Source organism: Citrobacter sp. GW821-FHT07H02 (assembly GCF_059418505.1).
In genome coordinates this window covers 32,122-54,388 of record NZ_JBWKPZ010000027.1, presented here as the reverse complement: position 1 = coordinate 54,388, position 22,267 = coordinate 32,122, and the positions used below count along the sequence as shown (strand labels likewise).

Sequence of the window (22,267 nt, the reverse complement as noted above, 5' to 3'; positions counted from 1 at the left end):
GCATCTTACTTACTGACGGCTATCATTCGCCTGACGTAGCAGCGTACGACTTTCATTCTGGAAGCGTTTGGCGTAATCACCAAACCAGTGTTCGACCTTGCGGAAGCTGTCAATAAAAGCCTGTTTATCCCCCTGCTCCAGCAACTCGATGGCTTCACCAAAACGCTTGTAGTAACGCTTGATCAACGCAAGGTTGCTTTCTGACGACATAATAATATCGGCATACAGTTGCGGATCCTGGGCGAACAGGCGTCCTACCATCGCCAGTTCAAGGCGATAAATAGGTGAAGAAAGCGCCAGCAACTGTTCAAGCTGGACATTTTCCTCTGCCAGATGCAGCCCGTAAGCGAAGGTAGCAAAATGGCGAAGGGCCTGAATAAACGCCATATTTTGATCGTGTTCGACAGCGCTGATGCGGTGCAGGCGTGCTCCCCAGACCTGAATTTGCTCCAGGAACCACTGATAGGCCTCCGGCTGACGACCATCGCACCAGACCACCACCTGCTTCGCCAGGCTGCCGCTGTCCGGACCAAACATCGGATGCAGACCAAGAACCGGTCCGGCATGCGCCGCCAGCATCGCCTGCAAAGGACCGTTTTTCACCGATGCCAGATCGACCAGAATGCAATCAGACGGTAAACGCGGTAATTTTGCAATCACCTGCTCAGTCACGTGGATTGGCACACTGACAATCACCATCCCGGCATCGGCAACAATCTCCTCGGCGCGATCCCAGTCCTGCTGCTCAAGAATGCGTACCTGATATCCTGAAAGCGTGAGCATTTTCTCGAACAGTTGCCCCATTTGACCGGCACCACCGACGATAACCACCGGACGCAGAGAAGGGCAAAGGGTCTTAAACCCTTTGTCATTCTCACTGGAATAAGACTCACGCATGACCCGGCGCAGCACATCTTCGATGAGATCGGGTGGAACCCCCATCGCCTGAGCCTCAGCACGGCGTGAAGCCAGCATCGTGGCCTCACGTTCAGGTACGTAAATCGGCAGTCCAAAGCGGCTTTTGACTTCACCGACTTCAGCCACTAATTCCAGACGGCGCGCCAGCAAATCCAGCAGCGCCTTGTCCACTTCATCTATTTGATCGCGTAATGCGGTCAACTCAGCAACCATAACAAGCCTCTTATGCTACACGCGCCGCCAGATGACCGTTCAGATTTCCACGAATTTCACGCAGCAGTGCGTCGGTGGCTTCCCAACTAATACACGCATCTGTCACAGACACACCGTATTTCATATCGTTGCGCGGCTGCTCAGAAGACTGATTGCCTTCGTGAATGTTGCTTTCAATCATTAAGCCAATGATTGAGCGATTTCCATCTTTAATCTGCGCAACCACAGACTCAGCCACGGCAGGCTGACGGCGGTAATCTTTATTTGAATTACCATGGCTGCAATCTACCATCAGAGAAGGATGCAGTCCTGCCTGTTCCATCTCTTTTTCGCATTGTGCGACATCGGCAGGGCTGTAGTTAGGTGCTTTGCCGCCGCGCAGTATCACATGGCCATCAGGATTCCCCTGAGTCTGCAACAGCGCGACCTGGCCCGCCTGATTGATCCCAACGAAACGGTGAGACTGTGCTGCGGCACGCATCGCATTGATCGCTGTCGCCAGGCTGCCATCCGTCCCATTTTTAAACCCAACCGGCATGGAAAGACCCGATGCCATTTCGCGGTGAGTTTGCGATTCAGTGGTACGAGCGCCAATAGCGGACCAGCTGAACAGATCGCCCAGGTATTGCGGGCTGTTAGGATCCAATGCCTCTGTTGCCAACGGCAGTCCCAGATTGACCAGGTCAACCAGCAGCTGACGCGCAATTTTCAATCCGGCTTCCACATCAAAAGAGCCATCCATATGAGGATCATTAATCAACCCTTTCCAGCCAACGGTAGTCCGGGGTTTTTCAAAATAGACGCGCATCACCAGGTAGAGGCTATCGCTGACCTCTTCGGCAAGGGCTTTAAATCGACGAGCATATTCCAGCGCAGTTTCAGGATCATGAATAGAACACGGCCCACACACCACCAGCAGACGAGGATCGCGACCGGCGATAATGTCAGAGATGATTTTACGTGACTGGGCGATTTGCGCCTCTTGTGACAAACTCAGCGGGAATTCCGCTTTCAGTTGTTCTGGCGTCATCAGTACCTGTTCGTCAGTGATGTGTACGTTGTTCAGCGCGTCTTTTTGCATGATGGTGATCCTGTTTAGCTCGTTTGCGATAGTTTTCCTCAGTGAGGATGGCGTAACGATACCACAACAGGTAAAGATTTCAATCCACATTCCGTAAATTTTATTTTACAGGCATCAACTTTAGTGCAGCCAGTAAGCATCTTTATGTAATTATAAATTTACACTCCGGTATTTATTAATCCGCTATGCTTTGAAAAACACAGGAGAACCGGCAATGAAGCGATTCACAGGCGCACTACTCATAATACTTCTCAGCGGATGTCAGATAGATCCTTATACGTTCTCCCCTACCTGGACCGGTACTGACTGGTACGATGCCGGTATTGAAGATGCCATTGCAGGATATGCCGTTAAAGATAACGACATGCTTGCCGATACCTTTAATGACCCGGAAGTCGACCGGGCGCAATACCTTAAAGGCTATGCGGAAGGCCAGCGAAAAACCTGCCAGCAAGATTTAGCGTATGCCAGAGGCCTGGCAGGGAAAACATTCCCCGCCAGCTGCGATACCGTAGAAAATGTCAGCGAGATACGCAGCGCCTGGCAAAAAGGTGCCGACGAAGGGGCAAGCGCAATACGGCTCAATTAATAAAAACCTTACGAATAAATACTCGCATGAGATTTACCTTAAGAGACATCTATTAATCTGTAGGGTGTAATGACTCTCAGGCAAAATAATGTTATTTTGTTGTAAACAATCACGGATGTATTTAAATGCTTTACAGCTGATGCTGGTGAGGACCTGTCTATGATATTTTCTCACCGACTCATATTACTGCTAACTCTTTTAATGGCGGGATTGCCACTTTACGCTGCGAGCATGACCGACGAAGCCAAATCTGTGCGTTCGATAGTTTCTGGCATCGTCAGCTATACACGCTGGCCTTCGTTATCAGAACCACCAAGGTTGTGTATTTTCTCCTCGTCTCGTTTCACCAGTGCACTTGGAGATAGTCATTCGGGGCCATTACCCTACCAGCCAGTTATCATCCGCTCGGAACAGGAAGCACTGACCGCGCGTTGCGATGGTTTTTATTTCGGAAATGAATCCCCTACCTATCAGGTGGAATTAACGAATAAATATCCGTCTAAGGCATTGTTATTAATTGCAGAACAAAATCCCAAGTGTATTATCGGCAGCGCTTTTTGTTTGATTATTAACAATGATGAAGTCAGATTCTCCGTTAATCTGGATGCACTCTCGCGCAGTGGCGTCAGAGTAAATCCGGACGTATTGATGCTTGCACGGAATCAAAAGCATGGGTAAGAATCTCTCCCCAATCACGCGGCCGACGTTCAAACGGACATTACGACGCATCAGTATGATTAGCGTCGTGGTGACGATGACCCTGATCTGGTTGCTGTTATGCGTGGCGTCTGTTTTGACGCTGAAACAGTATGCGCAAAAAAATCTGGATTTGACCGCCGCCACAATGACCCACAGCCTTGAGGCTGCGCTGGTGTTTTCTGATGGGACTGCTGCGGCAGAAACGCTGGCGGCGTTGGGGCGACAAGGCCAATTTTCAGCGGCAGAAGTCCGCGATAAAAATCAGAAATTGCTCGCAACCTGGCATTATGATGCCAGAGCCACCGACGACAAGCTGAGTAGCTTAGTCAACCACTGGCTGTTTCCGCTACCGGTCACTCAACCGGTCTGGCATAACGGCAATGTGATCGGTGAAGTTCGCCTGACCGCCCGTGACAGCCTCATCAGCCATTTTATCTGGTTGTCTTTGGCGGTCCTTACCGGGTGTATTTTACTGGCGACAGGCATTGCGATTCTTCTCACTCGCTATTTGCACAATGGCGTGGTTGACGCACTGCAAAATATCACGGACGTGGTACACGACGTGCGCACTAATCGTAATTTCTCACGCCGGGTTTCCGAGGAGCGCATTGAAGAGTTTCATCTATTTGCGCAGGATTTCAATAGTCTGCTGGATGAGATGGAAGAGTGGCAATTACGACTGCAGGCTAAAAATGCCCAGTTGTTGCGTACTGCACTGCACGATCCATTGACCGGTCTTGCAAATCGGGCTGCATTTCGCAGCAGCATTAACGCGTTGATGAACGATAATTCCGCCCGTAGCAGCTCGGCATTGTTATTCCTGGATGGTGATAACTTTAAATTAATTAATGACACCTGGGGTCACGCAGCTGGCGACCGCGTTTTAATTGAAGTGGCGAAAAGGCTGGCGGAATTTGGCGGTAAACGCCATCACCCTTACCGCCTCGGCGGGGACGAATTTGCCATGGTACTTTATGGCGTTCATTCAGAATATGAAGTCCAGCGCATTTGCGCCGCGCTTTCGCAAGAGTTTAACCGGCCTTTTGATCTGCTTAATGGGCATCTAGCGAACATGACGCTGAGTATTGGTTTCGCCCTGACGTGGGAAAATGCGACCGCTGAAAAATTACAAGAATTGGCCGATCGTAATATGTATCAGGCTAAACATCAGCGTTCTGCACGCTGGATTAAATAATAAGGAATTACACACATGATGAAGCGTCTTTTTTCTCCACTTATTCTGGCCACCTTGATTTTGACGGGTTGTCAGGCACAGCCGCAGGGCAAATTTACCCCCGAACAGATTGCAGCGATGAAGTCATACGGATTTACCGAATCCGCCGGAGACTGGTCTTTGGGACTTTCCGATACCATCCTGTTTGATAAAAATGACTACAAACTGCGCCCTGAAAGCCAGAAGCAGATCCAAAGTATGGCTTCCCGATTATCGTCTACCGGACTGAACCATGCCCGCCTGGACGGTCACACAGATAACTACGGCGAAGACAGCTACAACGAAGCGTTATCACTCAAGCGTGCAAATGTGGTGGCAGATGCCTGGGCTCAAGGTGCGAACGTTCCGCGAACGAATCTGACGACGCAGGGTTTAGGCAAAAAATACCCGGTCGCCAGTAATCAAACGGCAAAAGGCCGTGCTGAAAACCGCCGCGTCGCCGTCGTTATCAGCACGCCTTAATCATTAGTCGGCTGACTGCGCCTGGAGAGCACGAGAAGCACTGAACCAGCGCAGCCAGTCAACAACCATAAACAGCAAGAGACTGACTCCCAACACTGGCATCACTACCCCCAGCGCGGCAGCCAGAACCGCCAGGCCGACCCTTCCTTGCCAGTTGATCGCAAGAATCCCCTGAGCAAGCGTCTGAACGGGATTAACCTCCGAGCGTGCCGGGCGACGGTTCCACCACAGTCGATAGCCGATCACAATCATCAGACATAGCCCAACCCCGAACGCGATCAACGCGACTTGGTTTAACACGCCAAACAGTATCCCCATATGAAAATCCACACCCCAGCGCGTCAGTTTCGCCATGAGCGGGAAATCAGAAAAATGCGTACGATCGATAACGTGCAGGGTTTGCGGATCCACAGAGACAGCATCAACCTGAGTTGGCCAACGGCGATCGATTTCCGTCACCGTCCAGCCATGCTGCGCGTCCTTTGGCGGTCGGATCTCCAGTCGGCTGGCATCGATTCCTGACACCTGCGCAACATGCAACACTGCATCAAACGCGTTTGCATCAACGCTTTTTGCAGGCATCTCCATTCCCACAGAGTGCCCATGATGACCAGCATGTTCATCCTGCACTGGCATAACGCCATCCCGTTGTGTGTTCACCTGCGGTGTTAGCCAGCCAAAAGTGGCCCGCATTTTATCCACATTGCCGCCAGCCCACTGCGACCATGTCAGGCCGGTTGCCGAGAAAAGCAGCATCCCCACGAGCAAAATCCATCCCAGCGTGACATGTAGACGGCGATGACTCTGTTCGCGGTTTTTCAGCCGACGTTTAGGACGGGTAAAATACCAAAGCGTAATGCCGCCCAGCGCCGCCACCCACATCCAGGAGGCGGCCAGCTCGCTATAAATTCGCCCAACATCGCCGAGCAGCAAAGAGCGGTGCGCATAGTCGATCCATTGTCGCAGCGGTAAAATACCGCTGGTGCCATAGACCGTCATATCGCCTGTTACCGCCAGCGTAACCGGATCAATAAAAATTGCCCGGTTCTCCGACGCATTCAATACAGGGTCGGCAAACATGACGCGTGTCGTTTGCCCCGCTTCCAGAGCCGGACGCACAGCATGCAATCGCAAATGTCCGCCGGTTACCTGTTCAGCGATGGCGATTTGGGCCGCCAGCGGCTGCGTCTCACCCTGAACACTGCCTTGCAGCGCTTGCGAATAGAGCGCCTCCTCCAGCTGTGGCGTCGCCACATACAGCGTCCCTGTTAAGGCCGCCACGAAAATAAATGGCCCGACGAACAGACCAATATAGAAATGAAGACGTCGCAGCAGGGTAATCCATGCCGCGCGTGAAGTGCAGGTGGTCATACTTTTCCTCAGAACAAGCAAAAGAGTGCCGTGACGCTTTCGCGCACAGACTTATTGTAAGAATCAGGAAATAGCAGACCTGCGCGGCGGCGCGCGCGTATTGGGGAGAAGCCAGGGAAAGAAATGCCAGTGTTTAACAATCGGTCGCGGGGGCGCACTTTTCTGCCGGAGCAATATTGCGCATAGCAGAAGCACAATCGCCAGAATCAACCCAGGAACATGCGCGAACAAGACACAATAGCCGCACGCTTCTCCATGGTCGACGGGCATCGTTGCGGGCGCAGACTGTTGATGATGCTCATCGGGTTCAGCCATCATGCTCATCTCATGATACATGCCCGGCATTGCACTCATGGGGTCTTTTTGCAGAGAAACCGAGATCAGCGGCGCGACAACAACCAGCAGGATCGCGAACAGCGCGAGCCATGCCGCGTTGTATTGATGACCTGACTGGCGAAATGTCCCGATATCCACGGTTCCTCCTGCGACGACGGAGGCATTGTAAATGATACATGACAAAAAAGTTAACAAAATGAACCAATCAGTCATAAAAAAAGGGCCAGCCAATTGGCCAGCCCTTTTTAACAGGATGTCGCCTGAGCGATATCTTAGTTAAGACGCTCCTATTAACACCCTCTAACAAACAACCACTTATCTTAAAAAACAATTAGTTAATGTAATTTTTAATGCAGTGAATTGCAGTATTATGCAAGCTCTGCCGCCATATTGCCGCCAACATAAAGCGACAATGGATTAAGGGTAACAGCTTGCTCAAGATGGTCAGGAGCAAAGTGCGCATACTTCATTGTTTCTCGAATGTTGGCATGCCCGAGTATTTTCTGCAGCACCAGTATATTTCCGCCGTTCATCATAAAATGCGCACCAAAAGTATGACGCAAAACGTGAGTCTTCTGCCCTTCCGTCAACTCAATGTTCGTAAGTTTGAGCATCTTCTTAAAGTCCTGATAGCAGGGCTTGAACATTCTACCCTGACGTTCGGACAACTCGTCGTACAGCCATTTAGGAATCGGAACCGTGCGATTCTTCTTACCTTTGGTTTTGGTGAAAGTCAGCTTGCAGGGGGAAAGTTGGGGACGTGTAAGTCTCTCGGCTTCTCCCCATCGTGCGCCGGTAGCTAGGCACACCTTAACAATCATCGTAAGATTTTCTTTGCCATATTGTTCACAGGCTCGGAACAGCTCCGGGAGCTGAGACAAAGTTAGCCAGGACATTTCTTTCTCAGCTTCTTTGAATACGCGAATCCCGTCCAGTGGATTGGGTAAACTCCACTCCCCTAATCGTCGCAGTTCATTGAACACCGCTTCAAGGTATTGCTGCTCGCGATTGACAGTTATAGGTTTGGCGATCCATTTCGCCGGGTCTTTGTGATAGCCGTTGTCTATTTCGCCACGTAATCGACGGTCACGGTAATGAGCCCAATCTTTAGCGGTAAGACGAGATGCAATAGGGTCGCCCAACCCGTTACATACAATTTGAAGCTTAGCTAACCGCGACTTACTGGCAACCAACGCCTGTCCATGTAAATTATGCCAAAGCTGGATAATCTCACTTAAGCGTCGGCGGTCTTCTTTCTTGCCAAGCCACGGCTTATCCTCACTCTCATTTTTCGTGAATACCTCGAATGCCTCGGCCTCGCCTTTGGTATTAAACTGCCGACGTATACGCCGCCCTTCTCGGCCATTTGGATAAAGCTCACAGAGCCATTTGCCATTTTTCTGCTTACTTATAGTCATTACATCCCCCCCGACCGAGAAGCCATTTCTTACTGCAAATCTTTCATTGTAGTAACATGCGTGTTAGATAAAATTGTGATTTTAGACTGTTCTTCTTGTTCTTCTCCGGCCTTATCACAAGTTGCTTTTGGCTTCTCAAGCACATAACCCATAGCACTAAATTTATTGAGAATCCGAACAGATGTAGTGTTTTTCAGATATGCAGTGTTTTCCTTATGCAACCATGCAGGGGAACAAACGCTATAAACTGCGGTATCATAAATTTCAGGCGTGATACTTGCGGCATCCAAAACAACAGTAATCACGCCCTTACTATCTTTTATCGACAGTGGTTGCATTTCGTTAAAGGATTTATTCAGCACAGATAAATTAGAGGGTTGAGCTGCTACTGCGAAAGAGGCGAGTAAAGCCAGAGCAAAAATAGAACGTTTCATTATTGCATCATCCTTAAATATGTTTTTCCAGAGTAAATACAACAGCACCAGATGGTGTGATTTCTGATAGGTTGCATTCAAAATCAACAGACTTATTTGATAGCCTGACTTTATTACCCGGCAGTCGCACAACGTCGAAAACGTCGAACGCGCCATCTATCCCGATGAGCCAACGGCCATTGCCAATTTTGCATGCTGAATTATCGACAAGCCAAGATGAGCTAACGCCATCTACAAAAACCAAATCGTTAGAGTTAGCAGGAATCATTGATGGGTCAGGTCGCCAACGTCCAGCGTCTTTTAGCTCGCCCGATTCAAGGCGGGATTTTTTTATCGTTAAAATGTCCGAAAAGCCAACCTCCTTACTTTCTCGCATTTTTCCCTTTCCGGTCGCTAACCATTCCAGCGATACACCAGTATCAAGCGCGCATGTCACAACCACGTCACCGGGGAAGAAATCTCGTCTTACCCAAGTGCTGATAGTGCCTGAGGAGATATCCAATAAATCCCCAAGCTCCTTTTGCATTGTAAAACCATACGCATCAAGGATGCGCCTTAAAACAGGTTTACCACCACTCGCCAAAATCTCGTCATAAAGTGACTTTCCTTTCAATGGCGACGAATCTTGCAAATTCAAATTGGAAATTTGACCAGTCAGCAGCCAGTTTAAATCGGCACCAGTATCTAATGAGCACTGAATGATTGCTTTGCCTGGAAAACTGTTTCGCTGAACCCAAGTGCTGACGCTGTTTGACGGGACGCCAAGCACTTCTGCCAAAGCCTTTTGCGTGCTGACACCATACGCCGAACTTATCCGCTCAATCACATTTTGCGTATTCAAATCTTCATCATTCATTTATCAATCACTCAAAATCGATTTACAGAAACTCATTTTCGATTTAAAGTGGCATTCATCGACCAAGATGCACGCCACTGCACTACATTTCAAACAACAGGAGATAATGCGATATGTCAGATGCAAAATCAATCTCGACGCATGATTCGCAAAACTCACAAAATCAAACTGTGCTGTTAGATCCAACACAATTTGATGCCATCGTTACTGCCATGCTGCCAGCTCTGCAGACAATGATTCGCTCCGCTATGTCAGACACGATGACAGTGAAAGACTTTGCCGCCACTCGCGGTGTAAGCGAGCGCTTGGTCTGGCAATGGCTCGATGAGGGCATCCTTCTCAAAGCTCCGACCAAAGACTTTTCCAACAAAGAGGAAGCCGGTAAACGAAGCCGCACCCTCGTAAACGTGAAAGCATGGCGCGACAAACTAACCCAACAAGCAATTGATTGTCGTTACATCGACCATCGCACCGCTCTCAACTGAATTTGATTATGCAAGTTAGAGGGAATTTAACCATGTTTGATTTTCAGGTTTCCAAACATCCTCACTATGACGAAGCGTGCAGGGCTTTCGCGCAGCGTCACAACATGGCGAAGTTGGCCGAGCGTGCAGGCATGAATGTTCAGACGTTACGTAACAAGCTCAACCCGGAACAGCCTCACCAGTTCACGCCGCCTGAGTTATGGCTGCTTACTGACCTGACCGAAGACTCAACCCTCGTTGATGGTTTTCTGGCACAGATTCATTGTCTGCCATGTGTGCCGGTTAACGAGCTGGCTAAAGACAAATTGCAGACTTATGTCATGCGCGCAATGAGCGAACTCGGCGAACTGGCGAGCGGTGCTGCATCTGATGAACGACTGACCTCTGCTCGTAAGCACAACATGGTTGAAAGCGTTAACGCCGGTATTCGCATGCTGTCATTGTCGGCGCTGGCGTTACAAGCGCGCATCCAGGCTAACCCGGCAATGTCGAGCGTGGTCGACACCATGACCGGCATTGGCGCAACATTCGGTTTGGTGTGAGGTGCCTGTGCTGAAAAATGAACCTTCATTCGCCTCTCTGCTCGTTAAGCAAAGTCCCGGTATGCATTACGGTCACGGCTGGATTGCGGGGAAAGATGGTAAGCGCTGGCATCCGTGCTGCTCACAGTCCGAATTATTAAAAGGGCTGGAAACAAAGCCGCCGAAGTCGTCAGGCTTTTTAATTATTCGTATTGTCCACTTTATTATTAAAGGGATTAAACATGTCACGCGATGAATTAAGAATTGTTTTGGGAGCCATGATTCCGAATATGGAAGACGGTTTTGAAATTAAAACTCGCGACGGTGCAATACTTCGGGTTGACCCTGAGTGGGAGTGCTGCAAAGAGTTTAAAGATGGCCTGAAAGCTGAAATTATCAGCCAGTTAAAAAGTAAACCTGCCGTTGTATTTGGCTATAGCTAATTAATCACAATTAATTATCTGGCGTAAACCCGCCGGGCATTTTATTGCCCGAAATCAGGAGAGTTAGTTATGCGCAATATCGAACCCCATAATTTTAATACTGATAGTGACGCGTTGGCCGTGCTGCTGACTGATGCCAAAAAAGAAGAACGCAAAGACCGCGCACTCGCCGTTTCAATCCGTCTTGAGGCGCTGGCTATCCATATAACCAAAGAAGGCATGAACGGCAAAGAGGCCGCCGAGCTGCTGCGCCGTGAAGCCACCCGCTTTGAAAACGAATCTCAGGAGTTGCACTAATGGCCGACGTTATGGATGGAGTGCAGGAGCGCGAACAAACCGAGCGTGAGCGCCATATTAACAACGTGCGCAGCCGTATCACTGCGCCTTCTCGTTTCCTCTGTGAAGTATGTGACGCACCAATCCCGGAAGCTCGCCGCATTGCGATTCCGGGCGTGGAGTTTTGCGTGACGTGCCAACAAATCAATGAGCTCAAATCTAAGCATTACAGGGGCGTGTGATGGGCGAAAGCGTGTCTGAGGTTATCCACTACCACGGAACGCCCGTTTGGGGTGACGCCGGTAACGTTCACCGTATCGCGGTAAACGGTGCTGGCGCATTCGTATCTTATGCACGGCCTGACCAACTGGCAGCATCAGTAAAATACGCCCTCTCTATTGCCATTGATAATGGAGCGTTTTCTGCCTGGAAGCGCGGCCTTGTTCTTGACTGGCAGCAATTCTATCAATGGCTTATTCCTCATTATCATCATCCAAAGCTGTCTTTTTTTGTCATCCCTGATGTGGTGGAGGGCGGTGAGGCTGATAACGATGCGCTTATCGCGAAACTACCACGCTGTTTCAGGGGCAAGGCGGCACCAGTATGGCATCTTCATGAATCGCTGCACCGTCTGATTGAGCTTTGCCGGGAGTGGCCGCGAGTGTGCTTTGGTTCGTCAGGTGAGTACGCAACTATCAGAACCCAGCTCTGGCATCGAAGGATGTCAGATGCGTTTGAAACCATCTACTGCAAACATAATTTCACGACCCAAATACATGGGCTTCGCATGCTTGATGGTCGAATTCTGGGTAACTACCCACTGGCGACCGCAGACAGTACCAATCTTGCCTGCAACGTACCTAAATTCGAGGTTAAGTATCCTGAGCTCACAAAAGTCATTCGTGAGGCGGATTATGCAAGGAATCTCTCAGAGGAAGAATTGAAGGCCGTAATACTCAAACGTCGCTGCGCAATTCTTAAAAACACCATCGAGGCTGTAATACCACCGTCAATTTCGAAGTGGCAATCGAAAGGGTTGACTCCATGCCAACTGGAGCTGGCCATCGTATGACAAAATATACTTTTGCTTTTCCGTGGAATGCTCCACGGTCAGCAATAGCCAGTCCATATCTTACCTACGACCAACAGTATCGCCGCGACCGTATGTTCGCGGCTTTGCTGCATGCGAGAAAAGTGCTTTCGCTCCAGCCCGAGTGTGTTCGTTTTGACGCTTATCGAACTGCTGCAGTACTGGAGCAAAATCAGGGCAGTCAACGAGCCAATGCTTTTTTAATCAGCTTCTGCAAAAAGGCATTGCCACGTCTTGAACTGGTCGCAAAAAAATACGAATGCACAGGTATCAAAAGCAATGTGTCAGCCGCTGTTTTCGGTTGTCATTTCGATACTCAGCTTATGCAATATTTGGCGTCACGCATGGTTAATATGGTCGCCCGATATAACCGCCTCCCGGACATGTCGCGCTCTGATGTTGACCTGTTGGCCGCTGATATTGCTAATTTCATTCGTGGTGAACTTGCCAACATTGATGACCACGGATTCGGCGAGCTTAAAACGCTGTACACCTGGTATATCCGTGCTGGCTTTATTTCCCTCCAATTCAACGTTATTCCACCACATTGGGATCGGGTTGCAAAAAAATATGTCGCAGCGGATGAAATCGCACCGGCTATCGCCAAGATGTTTAACGATGGGTGGTGGCGTGGTCGTTTGCGCCGTGTTGCGGCTACGTGGCGCGAACACCTGCAAATTGCAGTCGGCAACGTCAGCAAGAAAAAAAACACCTACGCGAGTAAAAACTGCGTGACTGACTGGCGTGAACAAAAGCGCCGCACTCGTGAATTTCTCAAAGGTCTGGATCTCGAAGACGAAGACGGCAACCGTATCAGCCTGATTGAAAAATATGATGGTTCAGTTGCTAACCCTGCCATTCGCCGCTGTGAGCTCATGACCCGCATTCGTGGGTTTGAAAACATCTGTAATGAGCTCGGTTATGTTGGTGAGTTTTACACTCTGACCGCGCCGTCAAAATATCACGCCACGACTAAAGCCGGTTACCGTAACAGCAAATGGAGCGGTGCCAGCCCGGCTGACACGCAAAACTATCTAACCGGTATCTGGGCACGTATCCGTGCCAAACTGCATCGGGAAGATGTCCGTATTTTCGGTATTCGTGTCGCCGAGCCCCATCACGACGGTACTCCACACTGGCACATGCTGATGTTCATGCTGCCAGAAGATGTTGAATATGTTCGCTCCATCGTCCGTAAATACGCATGGAAAGAAGACCGCCACGAACTGAAAAGCGATAAAGCCAAAAAAGCACGTTTCCACGCCGAGGCCATTGACCCGGAGAAAGGCAGCGCAACCGGCTATGTTGCTAAATACATCTCAAAAAATATCGACGGTTATGCCCTCGATGGCGAAACCGATGATGAAAGTGGTGAGCTGCTGAAAGAGACCGCCCCTGCCGTTTCAGCATGGGCGGCACGCTGGCACATTCGTCAGTTTCAGTTTGTTGGTGGTGCGCCAGTGACGGTTTACCGTGAGTTACGTCGCCTCGCTGATACCGAAACCGCGCACGGTCTGAGCGTTGAGTTTGCCGCCGTCCATGATGCCGCCGACGCTGGTGACTGGGCTGGTTATGTTAATGCGCAGGGTGGGCCGTTTGTCCGTCGCGATGATTTACAGGTGCGCACACTGTATGAACCGCGTACCGAGCTTAATCAGTACGGTGAGGAAACGGTATGTATTAAGGGGGTCTACGATTCCTCCATAGGTGCAGGGAGCCCGATTTTAACCAGGCTCACTCAGTGGAAGATTGTTCCGAAGCGTGCTGTTGATTCGGCCGTTGACCTTCAGGACGGCAAAGCCGTCCCTCGGAGTTCTGTCAATAACTGTACGGGAAGCGAAAGCGATCCACCGGAACTCGATTTATCAAAACCCCTGAGTCGACGTCAAAGGCGAGAGCTCACGAACCGAATCAGGAAACCAAAGCCACCTAAGAAGCCGAAATTTATCCACGGAACAGATGAGCAAAATGCTCCGATAGAAAAAACTATCGACGAGATCCATCTGACAACCGGCATTACCATCAGCCGGGGAGAAGCCCTGCACCTGATAGCAGGTGGCAAAAGTTGTTTTAACGGTAAATGGTTGCGTGGAACTTCCAAAGGTGAAATCTTCTCCGCAGCGCCATCGCTTCAGGCAAAGACTAGGGAAATCCTTAATCGTGTTGCGGTGCTGGCAGAAACATCAAAATTCACAGGTGACTAATTTACATCCATATCATGTACATACAACACCTACCCGATTCACTTTTTCGCTTCCCATCTTTTTCCAATACGTTATACTGTATAAATATACAGTAACCCTATTGGGAGGGATTTCATGGTTGGGGAACATTTCAGCCGAACGCAGCAAAAGTGGGCTTGTGTGCAATTCATCGCCGAGGTATCTCTTATTGCCAACTGCAAACCGGCAGATTTGAAGCTGGCACTAACTCTGATTGCCGACCTAGCTAACAGCGAAAGCGACGAAGAAAAAGACGAAATTTTCTATAAGGCTGAATAGGTAAACGCGCTGATGCAAAAACTAGATTTTGGCGTCAGCGGGTTTGAACAACGAGCCTCGCGAGGCGTTAGCCTGCCCCGCAGAGACCGATCCCTACCGGCACTATTAAAGCCATTTTTATTATGCCATTTTCACTCGATTACCCTGTTTTTTAGCCGTGCATGCAACAGGTGCATTGTTTTGCATGCGCCGAGGTTGCCCGTTCTGGCCGTGCGCCGCCAGAGCTGGCACGGATCCAGAGTAGTCATACAACTGCATTAAAACCGACCCATAAAGCGGGCAGGCGTGGCGGGGAAAGCATTGCGCGCCAGCGGTGGTGCGTAATATTAAAAATTATCGTCTGAGCGCGTCGTGATGGCGCTGTCGTGGTTGCTGTCGGTTCGTTGGTGGTCGGGCGTGGTAGTGCGCGTGTGGCGCGTCTGAGGCGTGATGGTGGGGGGGCATGGAAAAGCCGCTTAGAGACAGCGGCTTAACTGGAGTGGCGGAATTCAAACTGCTAATTATGTTTCTACAACGATTAAACTAATTTACATGTATGTAGAGTCCACAGTCGCTAGACCAGTCGGGGCACTCTAAAACAAGCCCAAACTGCTTGAATATTTCACCAATGACTATTGTTATCTCCCGATAATCATCAAAACCTGTAATGTGTTGGTCATTGAATTTTTCATAAAGATTCTGAAAGGTAACGCCTAACTCTGATAATTGACTTCTTATCTTTGAGTTGGATAGTGTAAGGGCTAGCTTTGGGTCGTACTCATTAATGTTGATGTTTAGAGAATGAACATAACCTATCGCATAAGCATAAGAGTTGATAATTAGCTTGATACGCTTTTTTGCTTCGAGATACATTTCATTCAGAGAAATATTATCGCTTTTATAGCTCCAGATGAGCTGTTCAATCTCGTCAGACACTTCATTTACAACAGTATCAAGATTCTCTAGAAATAAATCGATAGTCTCTTGAGGGGCTGACCCCGAAGACATGTAATTAGCGAGATATTCTGACCATGCACGCGTGGCTGAGATAAGCAGCGCGTCGCCATACTCGTTGACCGTAAAGTTTTGGTCTAAGCATGTTAGCAAGTTTTTTTCATGTACGTGCACTAATTCATGGTGAATAAGATGGATGACTGCGCGGTATCCTTCTTCATTCAACTTTAAGAAACTACCATCATTAAAAAGCTCAACAAAAAAACCAATAGATAGCACAAGGGTATATTCTTCACATAGCCCATTACTGCCAATTTTTGATACTAACTGTCCGACGGCTGCGCCCTGTTTGCAATTGGTGAATGAACTAGGGGATTTGTGTTGGTAAAGGGATGTCACATTTTGAAGGGCTTCACTAAAGTTATAGGAAACAACCACACATTTTAATTTTGAGATGTCAAGATTGAGGTTATTAGTTAAAGCTCGAATAGCGTCTAGCGTGAAATTACCTATATTATTTGCTTCTTCTTCAGTAGCGAAACCTTCGAGGGTTATTTTAAAATCAGTTTCCAAAATATTAATCTCCGCACCCATTATTTTGATATCTGATGCACTATAGCTTTCGCAGATTACATCTTCAATGATGAGCGCAGAGATTGAGACGACCTAAGTTATTCCGGGTTGTCGAGGGTGTACTCTTTGAACCTGATGACCTCCATGCCGAGCCAGTCGTTTACCTCCCTGAACCTGTCCTGTAGTGGCGACAGCTCGTTACGCACAAAGACTTTTGCCACCTTCTCAACGTCGCCGAGTGAACCGATATTCTCTGGTTTGCCGCCCATGAGCTGGAACGGTACGCGGTGCGCGTCCATCAGGTCGGCGGCGCTGGCTTTCTTGATGTTGAAAAAGTCATCCTTTGTGGCGACCTCACTCAGTGGCACGATTTTTATGCCGTCCGGTTTTCCGCCGGGAGCGTAGAAAAACAGGTTCTTAAAGTTGCCAAGCCCTTTCGAGTTGCGCATCGCCTCACGTAGCGATTCGACGTCGGTCGCGCTTTGCGCCGGGTCAGTGACATACATGATGTAACCAGCATGCGCACCGTTCTGGTAATACTTCCTGCGAAACAGCGTCGCGGCTTCATTCAGCCAGGCGGAATTAAGTGCGCTGAGGTATTCGGGCAGGCCGTAAATCTCTTGGTTAATATCGGGCTCCAGCAGGTGAAACACGGTATCAGGCGCGAACTCATGCGGTAGAGTGAAGTTTTCCACAAACCAGAATATAGAATCGTCGACCCCACGTCGGGTGTATTTGGCCGGTGAGGCAAGTAGTTTGATTAACTGGCCGGTGACGCTGTGGCGCTGCTCAAGAAAGGCGTTGCCGAATACCAGATAGTCGAGTGCAAAGCGGCTGAAATCCTGACGGGACAGCAGCGGATGCGGAATGTAGGTGCTCGCGAGCACGTTGCGTTTAACGTAAATCGGCGAGCTGTGATGCACGGCAGAGCGCAGGCTCTTTGCCAGCCCGGAGAAACTAACCGGCGGCTCGTACCATTTGCCGTTACTGATGCACTCGACGTAATCCAGAATATCGCGCTTATCGAGTACCGGCACCGGCTCGCCGAAGGTGAAAGCTGTTGTTTTTGGCGGTGCACTGGCGGTCAGGTGTTGTGGCTTGCTGGCCTTCTGCGCAGCGGCTTTGCGGGATTTTTGCTTACCCATTAGTTGAACTCCAGAATAGATTTAGGCTGCATGCCACTACCGGCGGAAAGCGGTTCGTTTAACAGAGCGTGCATGGTCGCCCATGCGATATCGGCGTGACTGGCTTCCTCGGTGCGACTGGCCTCGTAGGTGGCGCTGCGCCCGCTGCTGGTCATGGTTTTGCGGATGGACATAAAAGACTGCGTGACGTCGGTTGCCCCGGCGTCGTACTCCAGACAGCCGCGGCGAATGGTGTCTTTTGCCTTGAGCACCATTGCGGTTTTCATTTCAGGCGTGTAACGGATGCCACGTGCCGCCGGGTAGAATGAGCGCACCAACTGGAACACGCCGAGGCCGAGGCCGGTTGCGTCAATGCCGATGTATTCGACGTTGTATTTCTCGGTCAGTTTGCGGATGCCCTCTGCCTGCGCGGCAAAGTCCATGCCTTTCCACTGATGGCGCTCCAGCATGCGGAACTTGCCACCCGAGACCACCGGCGGCGCGAGTACGACGCACCCGGCACTGTCGCCGGTGTGTGAGGGGTCGTAGCCAATCCAGACAGGTCGCGAGCCGAACGGATGGTCGGCAAACGGGGCAAAGTCCTCCCATTCTTCCATCACGTCGACCATGCAGCGCTGCAGCTCCTCGAACGGGAATACCGACGCTTTATCGTCGACAAACTCGCACATAAACAGGTTCTTAAAGTCCTCATCACTGTTTTCGCGTTTGAGCTGGTCGAGGTCGAACAGGGTGCAGCCACCGGCAAGGGCGTCCTCAATAGTGACAATCTGCCGCCACTGGCCATCATCGCAGAGCTGGCCACCGGCGAGCGCGCTGTGACTGATGTCGATTTCGATGCGGTCAGCAATACGGCTGCGCCCCTTGTTGAACAGTTCGCCAGACCAGAAGGGGTAAGCGCCGTGCGCCAGCGTGGAAGGTGTCGAAAAGTAGGTTGAGCGCAGGTGCTTCTGCGAGGCCATGCCCGACGCGACTTTGCGCAGCTTCTGAAAATTCGGGATCCAGAATATTTCATCGACATACAGGTCGCCGTTATGGCTCTGCGCGGTGTTGGAATTGGTACCGAGAAAAATCAGCTTTGCGCCATTGTTGCCGATGACAATCGGGTCGCCGGTCAGGTCGACATCGACCAGCCGCGCAAACTGGATGATGTATTCACGGAACACGTAAGCCTGCGTTTTACTGGCCGACAGAAAGATTTGGTTGTGGCCGGTCTTGAGCGCGCGCAGCAGTGCCTCGCGGGAGAAATAAAACGTCGCGCCAATCTGTCGGGATTTGAGTATGTCACGAATGCGGTGCGCCAGCCCGGCGCGGTACCACTGTAACTGGTACTCGAACGACTGGTCGAAAAATAACTCCTCCAGTTTTTCAATAGCCTCGTCGCTGAAAAAGTTCTTTTTCGGCTTCTTACGCTCGCCCTTGTTGCGGTTGGCGACGTTGGGGTTAAGGTCAACCTCGTTGCCGGTCTGGCTGTAACGGCTAACGCGCGCCAGTCGTTCAATCTGCCGTCCGAGCAGGTCAATCTCTTTGAAGTCGCCGCCTGATTTTTGCGGCTTGGCAATGAGCTGAATCAGGCGCGCCTCAAGGCTGCTTTCGACGCGGGAAATCGGTGCGATGCCGTCCCAGCCATCGCGCTGCTTCCAGCTCTGAACGGTCGGGCGTTTGACCTGCAGCATTTCGGCAATCTGTGGCACGGAAAAGCCCTGCCAGTAAAGCAGCGATGCCTGCCGTCGCGGGTCATGCATTAGCGTTGTATCGGTGGAAATGGTCATTGATGCCTCGCCGTGATGGATTCAGGTCAAGGCTACTTAATGGCCGTCAGTGATTCGCTAAGGTGCTGTTGTGTGAGATGTTGTCCAGTCGTGACAGGTGGCTGAGGGTGTCCTGAGTCTGGAAACTGGTGGTGACCAGTAACCCCAACCTCAGGACTCCTGACAATGGCAAAAAAAGTCTCAAAATTCTTTCGCATCGGCGTCGAGGGTGATACCTGCGACGGCCGCATTATCAGCGGTAACGATATTCAGGAAATGGCCGAATCGTTTGACCCGCGTGTCTACGGTTGCCGTATCAACCTCGAACACCTGCGCGGCCTGCTGCCCGATAGCGTATTCAAGCGCTTAGGCGATGTGGTCGAGCTGAAAGCCGAGAAGATTGATGACGATTCTGCGCTTAACGGCAAATGGGCGTTATTCGCTAAAATCACCCCGACCGATGACCTTATCGCGATGAATAAAGCCGCGCAGAAGGTCTACACCTCAATGGAAATTCAGCCGAATTTTGCCAATACCGGCAAATGCTACCTCGTCGGCCTTGCGGTCACCGATGACCCGGCGAGCCTCGGTACTGAATACCTCGAATTCTGCCGCACCGCGAAGCACAACCCGCTGCAGCGCTTTAAGGCCAACCCTGAAAACGTTTTTTCCGTTGCCACGCTGGCCGAGCTGGAATTTGAAGACGTTCCCGACACGGTGCTCAACAGCCTTGCCGATAAGGTGAAAGCCATTTTCAGCCGTAAGCAGGTCAGCGACGATGCGCGCCTGAATGATGTGCATGAGGCGGTGACCACCGTCAGTGAGCATGTGCAGACCAACCTGACCAAACAGGAGGAGCGCATTTCCGGTATGGAAGCCGCGTTTGCCTCTTTCAAACAGGAAGTGACCGGCAAGGTTGAAGAAACCAGCCAGGCATTTTCCGCCCTGAAAACAACCCTCGATAAAACCGAAAGTTTCAGCCAGCCGCGACGCACGAAAGCCAGTGGCGGCGGTGGCGATGAGCTGCTGACCGACTGCTGATAAACCGCAGACCGAAACCGGGCGGCAACCCCGCCCGATGCTGTGACCAACCGATTAATTCAAACAGGAAATACTATGCGTCAGGAAACCCGTTTTAAGTTCAATGCCTATCTGACCCAGCTCGCTAAACTGAACGGCATCAGCGTTGATGACGTCAGCAAAAAATTCACCGTCGAGCCGTCCGTCACGCAGACGCTGATGAACACCGTGCAGGCGTCATCCGCATTTCTGCAGATGATTAACATTCTGCCGGTCGCAGAAATGAAGGGTGAGAAAATCGGCGTCGGTGTGACCGGCACCATCGCCAGCACGACCGACACCTCGGGCGACAAAGAGCGCCAGACCGCAGATTTCACCGCGCTTGAGTCAAACAAGTACGAGTGCAATCAGATTAACTTTGACTTCCACCTGACCTATAAACGCCTCGACCTGTGGGCACGTTTTCAGGACTTCCAGCGCCGCATCCGCGACGCCATTGTCCAGCGTCAGGCACTGGATTTCATCATGGCCGGGTTCAACGGTACCACCCGCGCTGATACTTCAGACCGCAGCAAAAACCCGATGCTGCAGGATGTGGCCGTCGGCTGGCTGCAGAAGTACCGCAATGAAGCACCGGCGCGCGTGATGAGCAAAATCACCGCTGAGGACGGTAGCGTTATTTCTGACGTGATTCGCGTTGGTAAAAACGGCGACTATGAGAACCTCGACGCGCTGGTGATGGACGGTACCAACACCCTGATTGACGAAATTTATCAGGATGACCCGAAACTCGTTGCTATCGTCGGCCGTAAGCTGCTGGCCGACAAATATTTCCCGCTGGTAAACAAACAGCAGGAAAACACCGAGTCGCTCGCGGCGGATATCATCATCAGCCAGAAGCGAATCGGCAACCTCCCTGCCGTGCGTGTGCCGTACTTCCCGGCGAATGCGGTATTCGTGACCACGCTGGAAAACCTCTCTATCTACTTCATGGATGAGAGCCACCGCCGCAGCATTGACGAGAACCCGAAAAAAGACCGCGTGGAAAACTACGAGTCGATGAATATCGACTATGTGGTCGAGGCTTATGCTGCCGGGTGCCTGCTGGAAAACATCACCCTTGGCGATTTCACCGCACCAGAAGCACCGGTAAGCGGAGAGTAAGACCATGACGAGCCCCGCACAGCGTCACATGATGCGGGTCTCGGCCTCTCAAGCCGCGCAGCGGGAACAAGCCCCGCTGCGCCATGCAACCGCCTATGAGCAGATGCTGGTAAAGCTGGCCGAAGACCGCCGCACGTTAAAAAACATCCGTTCAAACGAGCGTAAAGCCGAGAAAAAGCGCGAGCTGCTGCCGTTCTATGCGCCGTGGGTCGCCGGTGTGCTGGCTGATGGCCGTGGTGCGCAGGATGACATTCTGATGACCGTCATGCTGTGGCGTCTCGATGCCGGTGATATCGCTGGCGCGCTGGAAATTGCGCCCTACGCGCTGAAATACGGACTCACCTCAGACCATCGCCGCACCACACCTTACATGCTTGTTGAGGAGGTGGCGCTTGCCGCACTGCGCCTGCGCGATGCCGGTGAGCCTGTCGACCTCGCATTACTGCTGACCACCATCAGCCTGACCGACGGCGCTGACGTTCCCGACATGGTGCGCGCCCGTCTGCATAAGGTGACCGGCCTGACCCTGCGCGATACCGGTCAGAACGCCGAAGCGCTGGCGCAGTTTCAGCGCGCGATGCAGCTCGACCGCAATGCCGGTGTGCGCAAAGAGATTGAGCGGCTGGAACGGGCATTAAAGCCAAAACCTGAGGCGACACCCCGTAAAACGACTAAACCGCGCACGCGCAAACCTGCCACCAAACCGGCAGCAAAGCGCGGGCGTCCACCAAAGGCGGTAAAAACCGCCGGTTAACTG

At 51.0% G+C, this 22,267-nt stretch carries 26 protein-coding genes; 16 read left to right on the top strand and 10 right to left on the bottom strand.

Annotated features, from left to right (window positions below; all coding sequences use genetic code 11):
* Positions 1-9: 9 nt before the first annotated feature.
* Both tyrA and aroF read right to left on the bottom strand, forming a co-directional pair.
* A complete protein-coding gene (gene tyrA / locus AC07NP_RS20750) occupies positions 10-1,131 on the bottom strand; it encodes a bifunctional chorismate mutase/prephenate dehydrogenase (protein WP_276294277.1) in 1,122 nt (373 codons plus the stop codon).
* Positions 1,132-1,141: 10 nt separating this feature from the next.
* Positions 1,142-2,212, bottom strand: coding sequence for a 3-deoxy-7-phosphoheptulonate synthase AroF (gene aroF, locus AC07NP_RS20745; RefSeq protein WP_494661597.1), 1,071 nt, complete (start codon positions 2,210-2,212; stop codon positions 1,142-1,144).
* Between the two features lie 214 nt (positions 2,213-2,426).
* On the opposite strand from aroF, the gene AC07NP_RS20740 reads away from it, so the two are divergent.
* From AC07NP_RS20740 to AC07NP_RS20725, 4 genes are all read left to right on the top strand, one after another.
* Positions 2,427-2,801 carry a DUF2799 domain-containing protein gene (locus AC07NP_RS20740; RefSeq protein ID WP_494661596.1) on the top strand — a complete coding sequence of 125 codons (375 nt, stop codon included), beginning with the start codon at positions 2,427-2,429 and terminating at the stop codon, positions 2,799-2,801.
* A gap of 159 nt (positions 2,802-2,960) precedes the next feature.
* Positions 2,961-3,479: a regulatory sequestration protein YfiR gene (gene yfiR, locus AC07NP_RS20735; RefSeq protein WP_494661595.1), complete on the top strand. Its 519-nt coding sequence runs from the start codon at positions 2,961-2,963 to the stop codon at positions 3,477-3,479.
* A complete protein-coding gene (gene dgcN, locus AC07NP_RS20730) occupies positions 3,472-4,695 on the top strand; it encodes a diguanylate cyclase DgcN/YfiN (protein WP_203360346.1) in 1,224 nt (407 codons plus the stop codon). Before yfiR ends, dgcN begins: the two co-directional genes overlap by 8 nt.
* A gap of 15 nt (positions 4,696-4,710) precedes the next feature.
* Positions 4,711-5,196, top strand: a complete 486-nt coding sequence (locus tag AC07NP_RS20725; RefSeq protein WP_494661594.1) for an OmpA family protein — start codon at positions 4,711-4,713, stop codon at positions 5,194-5,196.
* A 3-nt stretch (positions 5,197-5,199) separates the two neighbouring features.
* Here AC07NP_RS20725 and AC07NP_RS20720 read toward each other — a convergent pair whose 3' ends face one another.
* The 5 genes from AC07NP_RS20720 to AC07NP_RS20700 form a co-directional block, all read right to left on the bottom strand.
* Entirely contained in the window at positions 5,200-6,567 is a 1,368-nt protein-coding gene (locus AC07NP_RS20720) for a PepSY-associated TM helix domain-containing protein (protein WP_494661593.1), read from the bottom strand.
* A gap of 63 nt (positions 6,568-6,630) precedes the next feature.
* Positions 6,631-7,041 carry a DUF2946 domain-containing protein gene (locus AC07NP_RS20715; RefSeq protein WP_494661592.1) on the bottom strand — a complete coding sequence of 137 codons (411 nt, stop codon included), beginning with the start codon at positions 7,039-7,041 and terminating at the stop codon, positions 6,631-6,633.
* Between the two features lie 230 nt (positions 7,042-7,271).
* Positions 7,272-8,321 (bottom strand): site-specific integrase, encoded by a 1,050-nt coding sequence (locus AC07NP_RS20710; protein WP_494661591.1) that lies wholly within the window; start codon positions 8,319-8,321, stop codon positions 7,272-7,274.
* Between the two features lie 29 nt (positions 8,322-8,350).
* On the bottom strand, positions 8,351-8,755 hold the full coding sequence (locus AC07NP_RS20705) for a hypothetical protein (RefSeq protein ID WP_494661590.1): 405 nt from the start codon (positions 8,753-8,755) through the stop codon (positions 8,351-8,353).
* A 13-nt stretch (positions 8,756-8,768) separates the two neighbouring features.
* On the bottom strand, positions 8,769-9,611 hold the full coding sequence (locus AC07NP_RS20700; protein WP_494661589.1) for a phage repressor protein CI: 843 nt from the start codon (positions 9,609-9,611) through the stop codon (positions 8,769-8,771).
* Positions 9,612-9,724: 113 nt separating this feature from the next.
* Here AC07NP_RS20700 and AC07NP_RS20695 point away from each other — a divergent pair, with 113 nt between their 5' ends.
* The 9 genes from AC07NP_RS20695 to AC07NP_RS20655 all read left to right on the top strand — a co-directional run bounded on the left by AC07NP_RS20695 (position 9,725) and on the right by AC07NP_RS20655 (position 14,927).
* A complete protein-coding gene (locus AC07NP_RS20695; protein WP_494661588.1) occupies positions 9,725-10,096 on the top strand; it encodes a Cro/Cl family transcriptional regulator in 372 nt (123 codons plus the stop codon).
* 32 nt (positions 10,097-10,128) lie between these two features.
* Complete coding sequence (locus AC07NP_RS20690; RefSeq protein ID WP_494661587.1) at positions 10,129-10,638, top strand: phage regulatory CII family protein; 510 nt, start codon at positions 10,129-10,131, stop codon at positions 10,636-10,638.
* A 7-nt stretch (positions 10,639-10,645) separates the two neighbouring features.
* Entirely contained in the window at positions 10,646-10,873 is a 228-nt protein-coding gene (locus AC07NP_RS20685; RefSeq protein ID WP_165406942.1) for a phage filamentation protein Fil family protein, read from the top strand.
* Entirely contained in the window at positions 10,860-11,060 is a 201-nt protein-coding gene (locus tag AC07NP_RS20680) for a hypothetical protein (protein WP_000085637.1), read from the top strand. Before AC07NP_RS20685 ends, AC07NP_RS20680 begins: the two co-directional genes overlap by 14 nt.
* 69 nt (positions 11,061-11,129) lie before the next feature.
* A complete protein-coding gene (locus AC07NP_RS20675) occupies positions 11,130-11,357 on the top strand; it encodes a DUF2732 domain-containing protein (protein ID WP_494661586.1) in 228 nt (75 codons plus the stop codon).
* Positions 11,357-11,578 (top strand): TraR/DksA family transcriptional regulator, encoded by a 222-nt coding sequence (locus tag AC07NP_RS20670; protein ID WP_494661585.1) that lies wholly within the window; start codon positions 11,357-11,359, stop codon positions 11,576-11,578. The genes AC07NP_RS20675 and AC07NP_RS20670 overlap by 1 nt, the downstream gene beginning before the upstream one ends.
* Positions 11,578-12,408 (top strand): hypothetical protein, encoded by an 831-nt coding sequence (locus AC07NP_RS20665; RefSeq protein WP_494661584.1) that lies wholly within the window; start codon positions 11,578-11,580, stop codon positions 12,406-12,408. The genes AC07NP_RS20670 and AC07NP_RS20665 overlap by 1 nt, the downstream gene beginning before the upstream one ends.
* The gene (locus tag AC07NP_RS20660; protein WP_494661583.1) at positions 12,405-14,630 is read left to right on the top strand and encodes a replication endonuclease; all 2,226 of its coding nucleotides are present in this window, start codon (positions 12,405-12,407) and stop codon (positions 14,628-14,630) included. The genes AC07NP_RS20665 and AC07NP_RS20660 overlap by 4 nt, the downstream gene beginning before the upstream one ends.
* A gap of 114 nt (positions 14,631-14,744) precedes the next feature.
* Entirely contained in the window at positions 14,745-14,927 is a 183-nt protein-coding gene (locus AC07NP_RS20655; protein WP_373357382.1) for a hypothetical protein, read from the top strand.
* A 522-nt stretch (positions 14,928-15,449) separates the two neighbouring features.
* Here the strand turns inward: AC07NP_RS20655 and AC07NP_RS20650 are convergent.
* The 3 genes from AC07NP_RS20650 to AC07NP_RS20640 form a co-directional block, all read right to left on the bottom strand.
* A complete protein-coding gene (locus tag AC07NP_RS20650) occupies positions 15,450-16,454 on the bottom strand; it encodes a hypothetical protein (RefSeq protein ID WP_494661582.1) in 1,005 nt (334 codons plus the stop codon).
* Positions 16,455-16,531: 77 nt separating this feature from the next.
* Positions 16,532-17,578, bottom strand: a complete 1,047-nt coding sequence (locus AC07NP_RS20645) for a phage portal protein (protein ID WP_494661581.1) — start codon at positions 17,576-17,578, stop codon at positions 16,532-16,534.
* Positions 17,578-19,347 (bottom strand): terminase ATPase subunit family protein, encoded by a 1,770-nt coding sequence (locus tag AC07NP_RS20640; protein ID WP_494661580.1) that lies wholly within the window; start codon positions 19,345-19,347, stop codon positions 17,578-17,580. Before AC07NP_RS20640 ends, AC07NP_RS20645 begins: the two co-directional genes overlap by 1 nt.
* Before the next feature lie 165 nt (positions 19,348-19,512).
* On the opposite strand from AC07NP_RS20640, the gene AC07NP_RS20635 reads away from it, so the two are divergent.
* The 3 genes from AC07NP_RS20635 (at position 19,513) to AC07NP_RS20625 (ending at position 22,264) form a co-directional block, all read left to right on the top strand.
* Positions 19,513-20,367: a GPO family capsid scaffolding protein gene (locus tag AC07NP_RS20635; protein ID WP_494661579.1), complete on the top strand. Its 855-nt coding sequence runs from the start codon at positions 19,513-19,515 to the stop codon at positions 20,365-20,367.
* Positions 20,368-20,442: 75 nt separating this feature from the next.
* Positions 20,443-21,510, top strand: coding sequence for a phage major capsid protein, P2 family (locus tag AC07NP_RS20630; RefSeq protein ID WP_494661578.1), 1,068 nt, complete (start codon positions 20,443-20,445; stop codon positions 21,508-21,510).
* 4 nt (positions 21,511-21,514) lie between these two features.
* Complete coding sequence (locus tag AC07NP_RS20625) at positions 21,515-22,264, top strand: phage terminase small subunit (RefSeq protein WP_494661577.1); 750 nt, start codon at positions 21,515-21,517, stop codon at positions 22,262-22,264.
* Positions 22,265-22,267 lie beyond the last annotated feature (3 nt).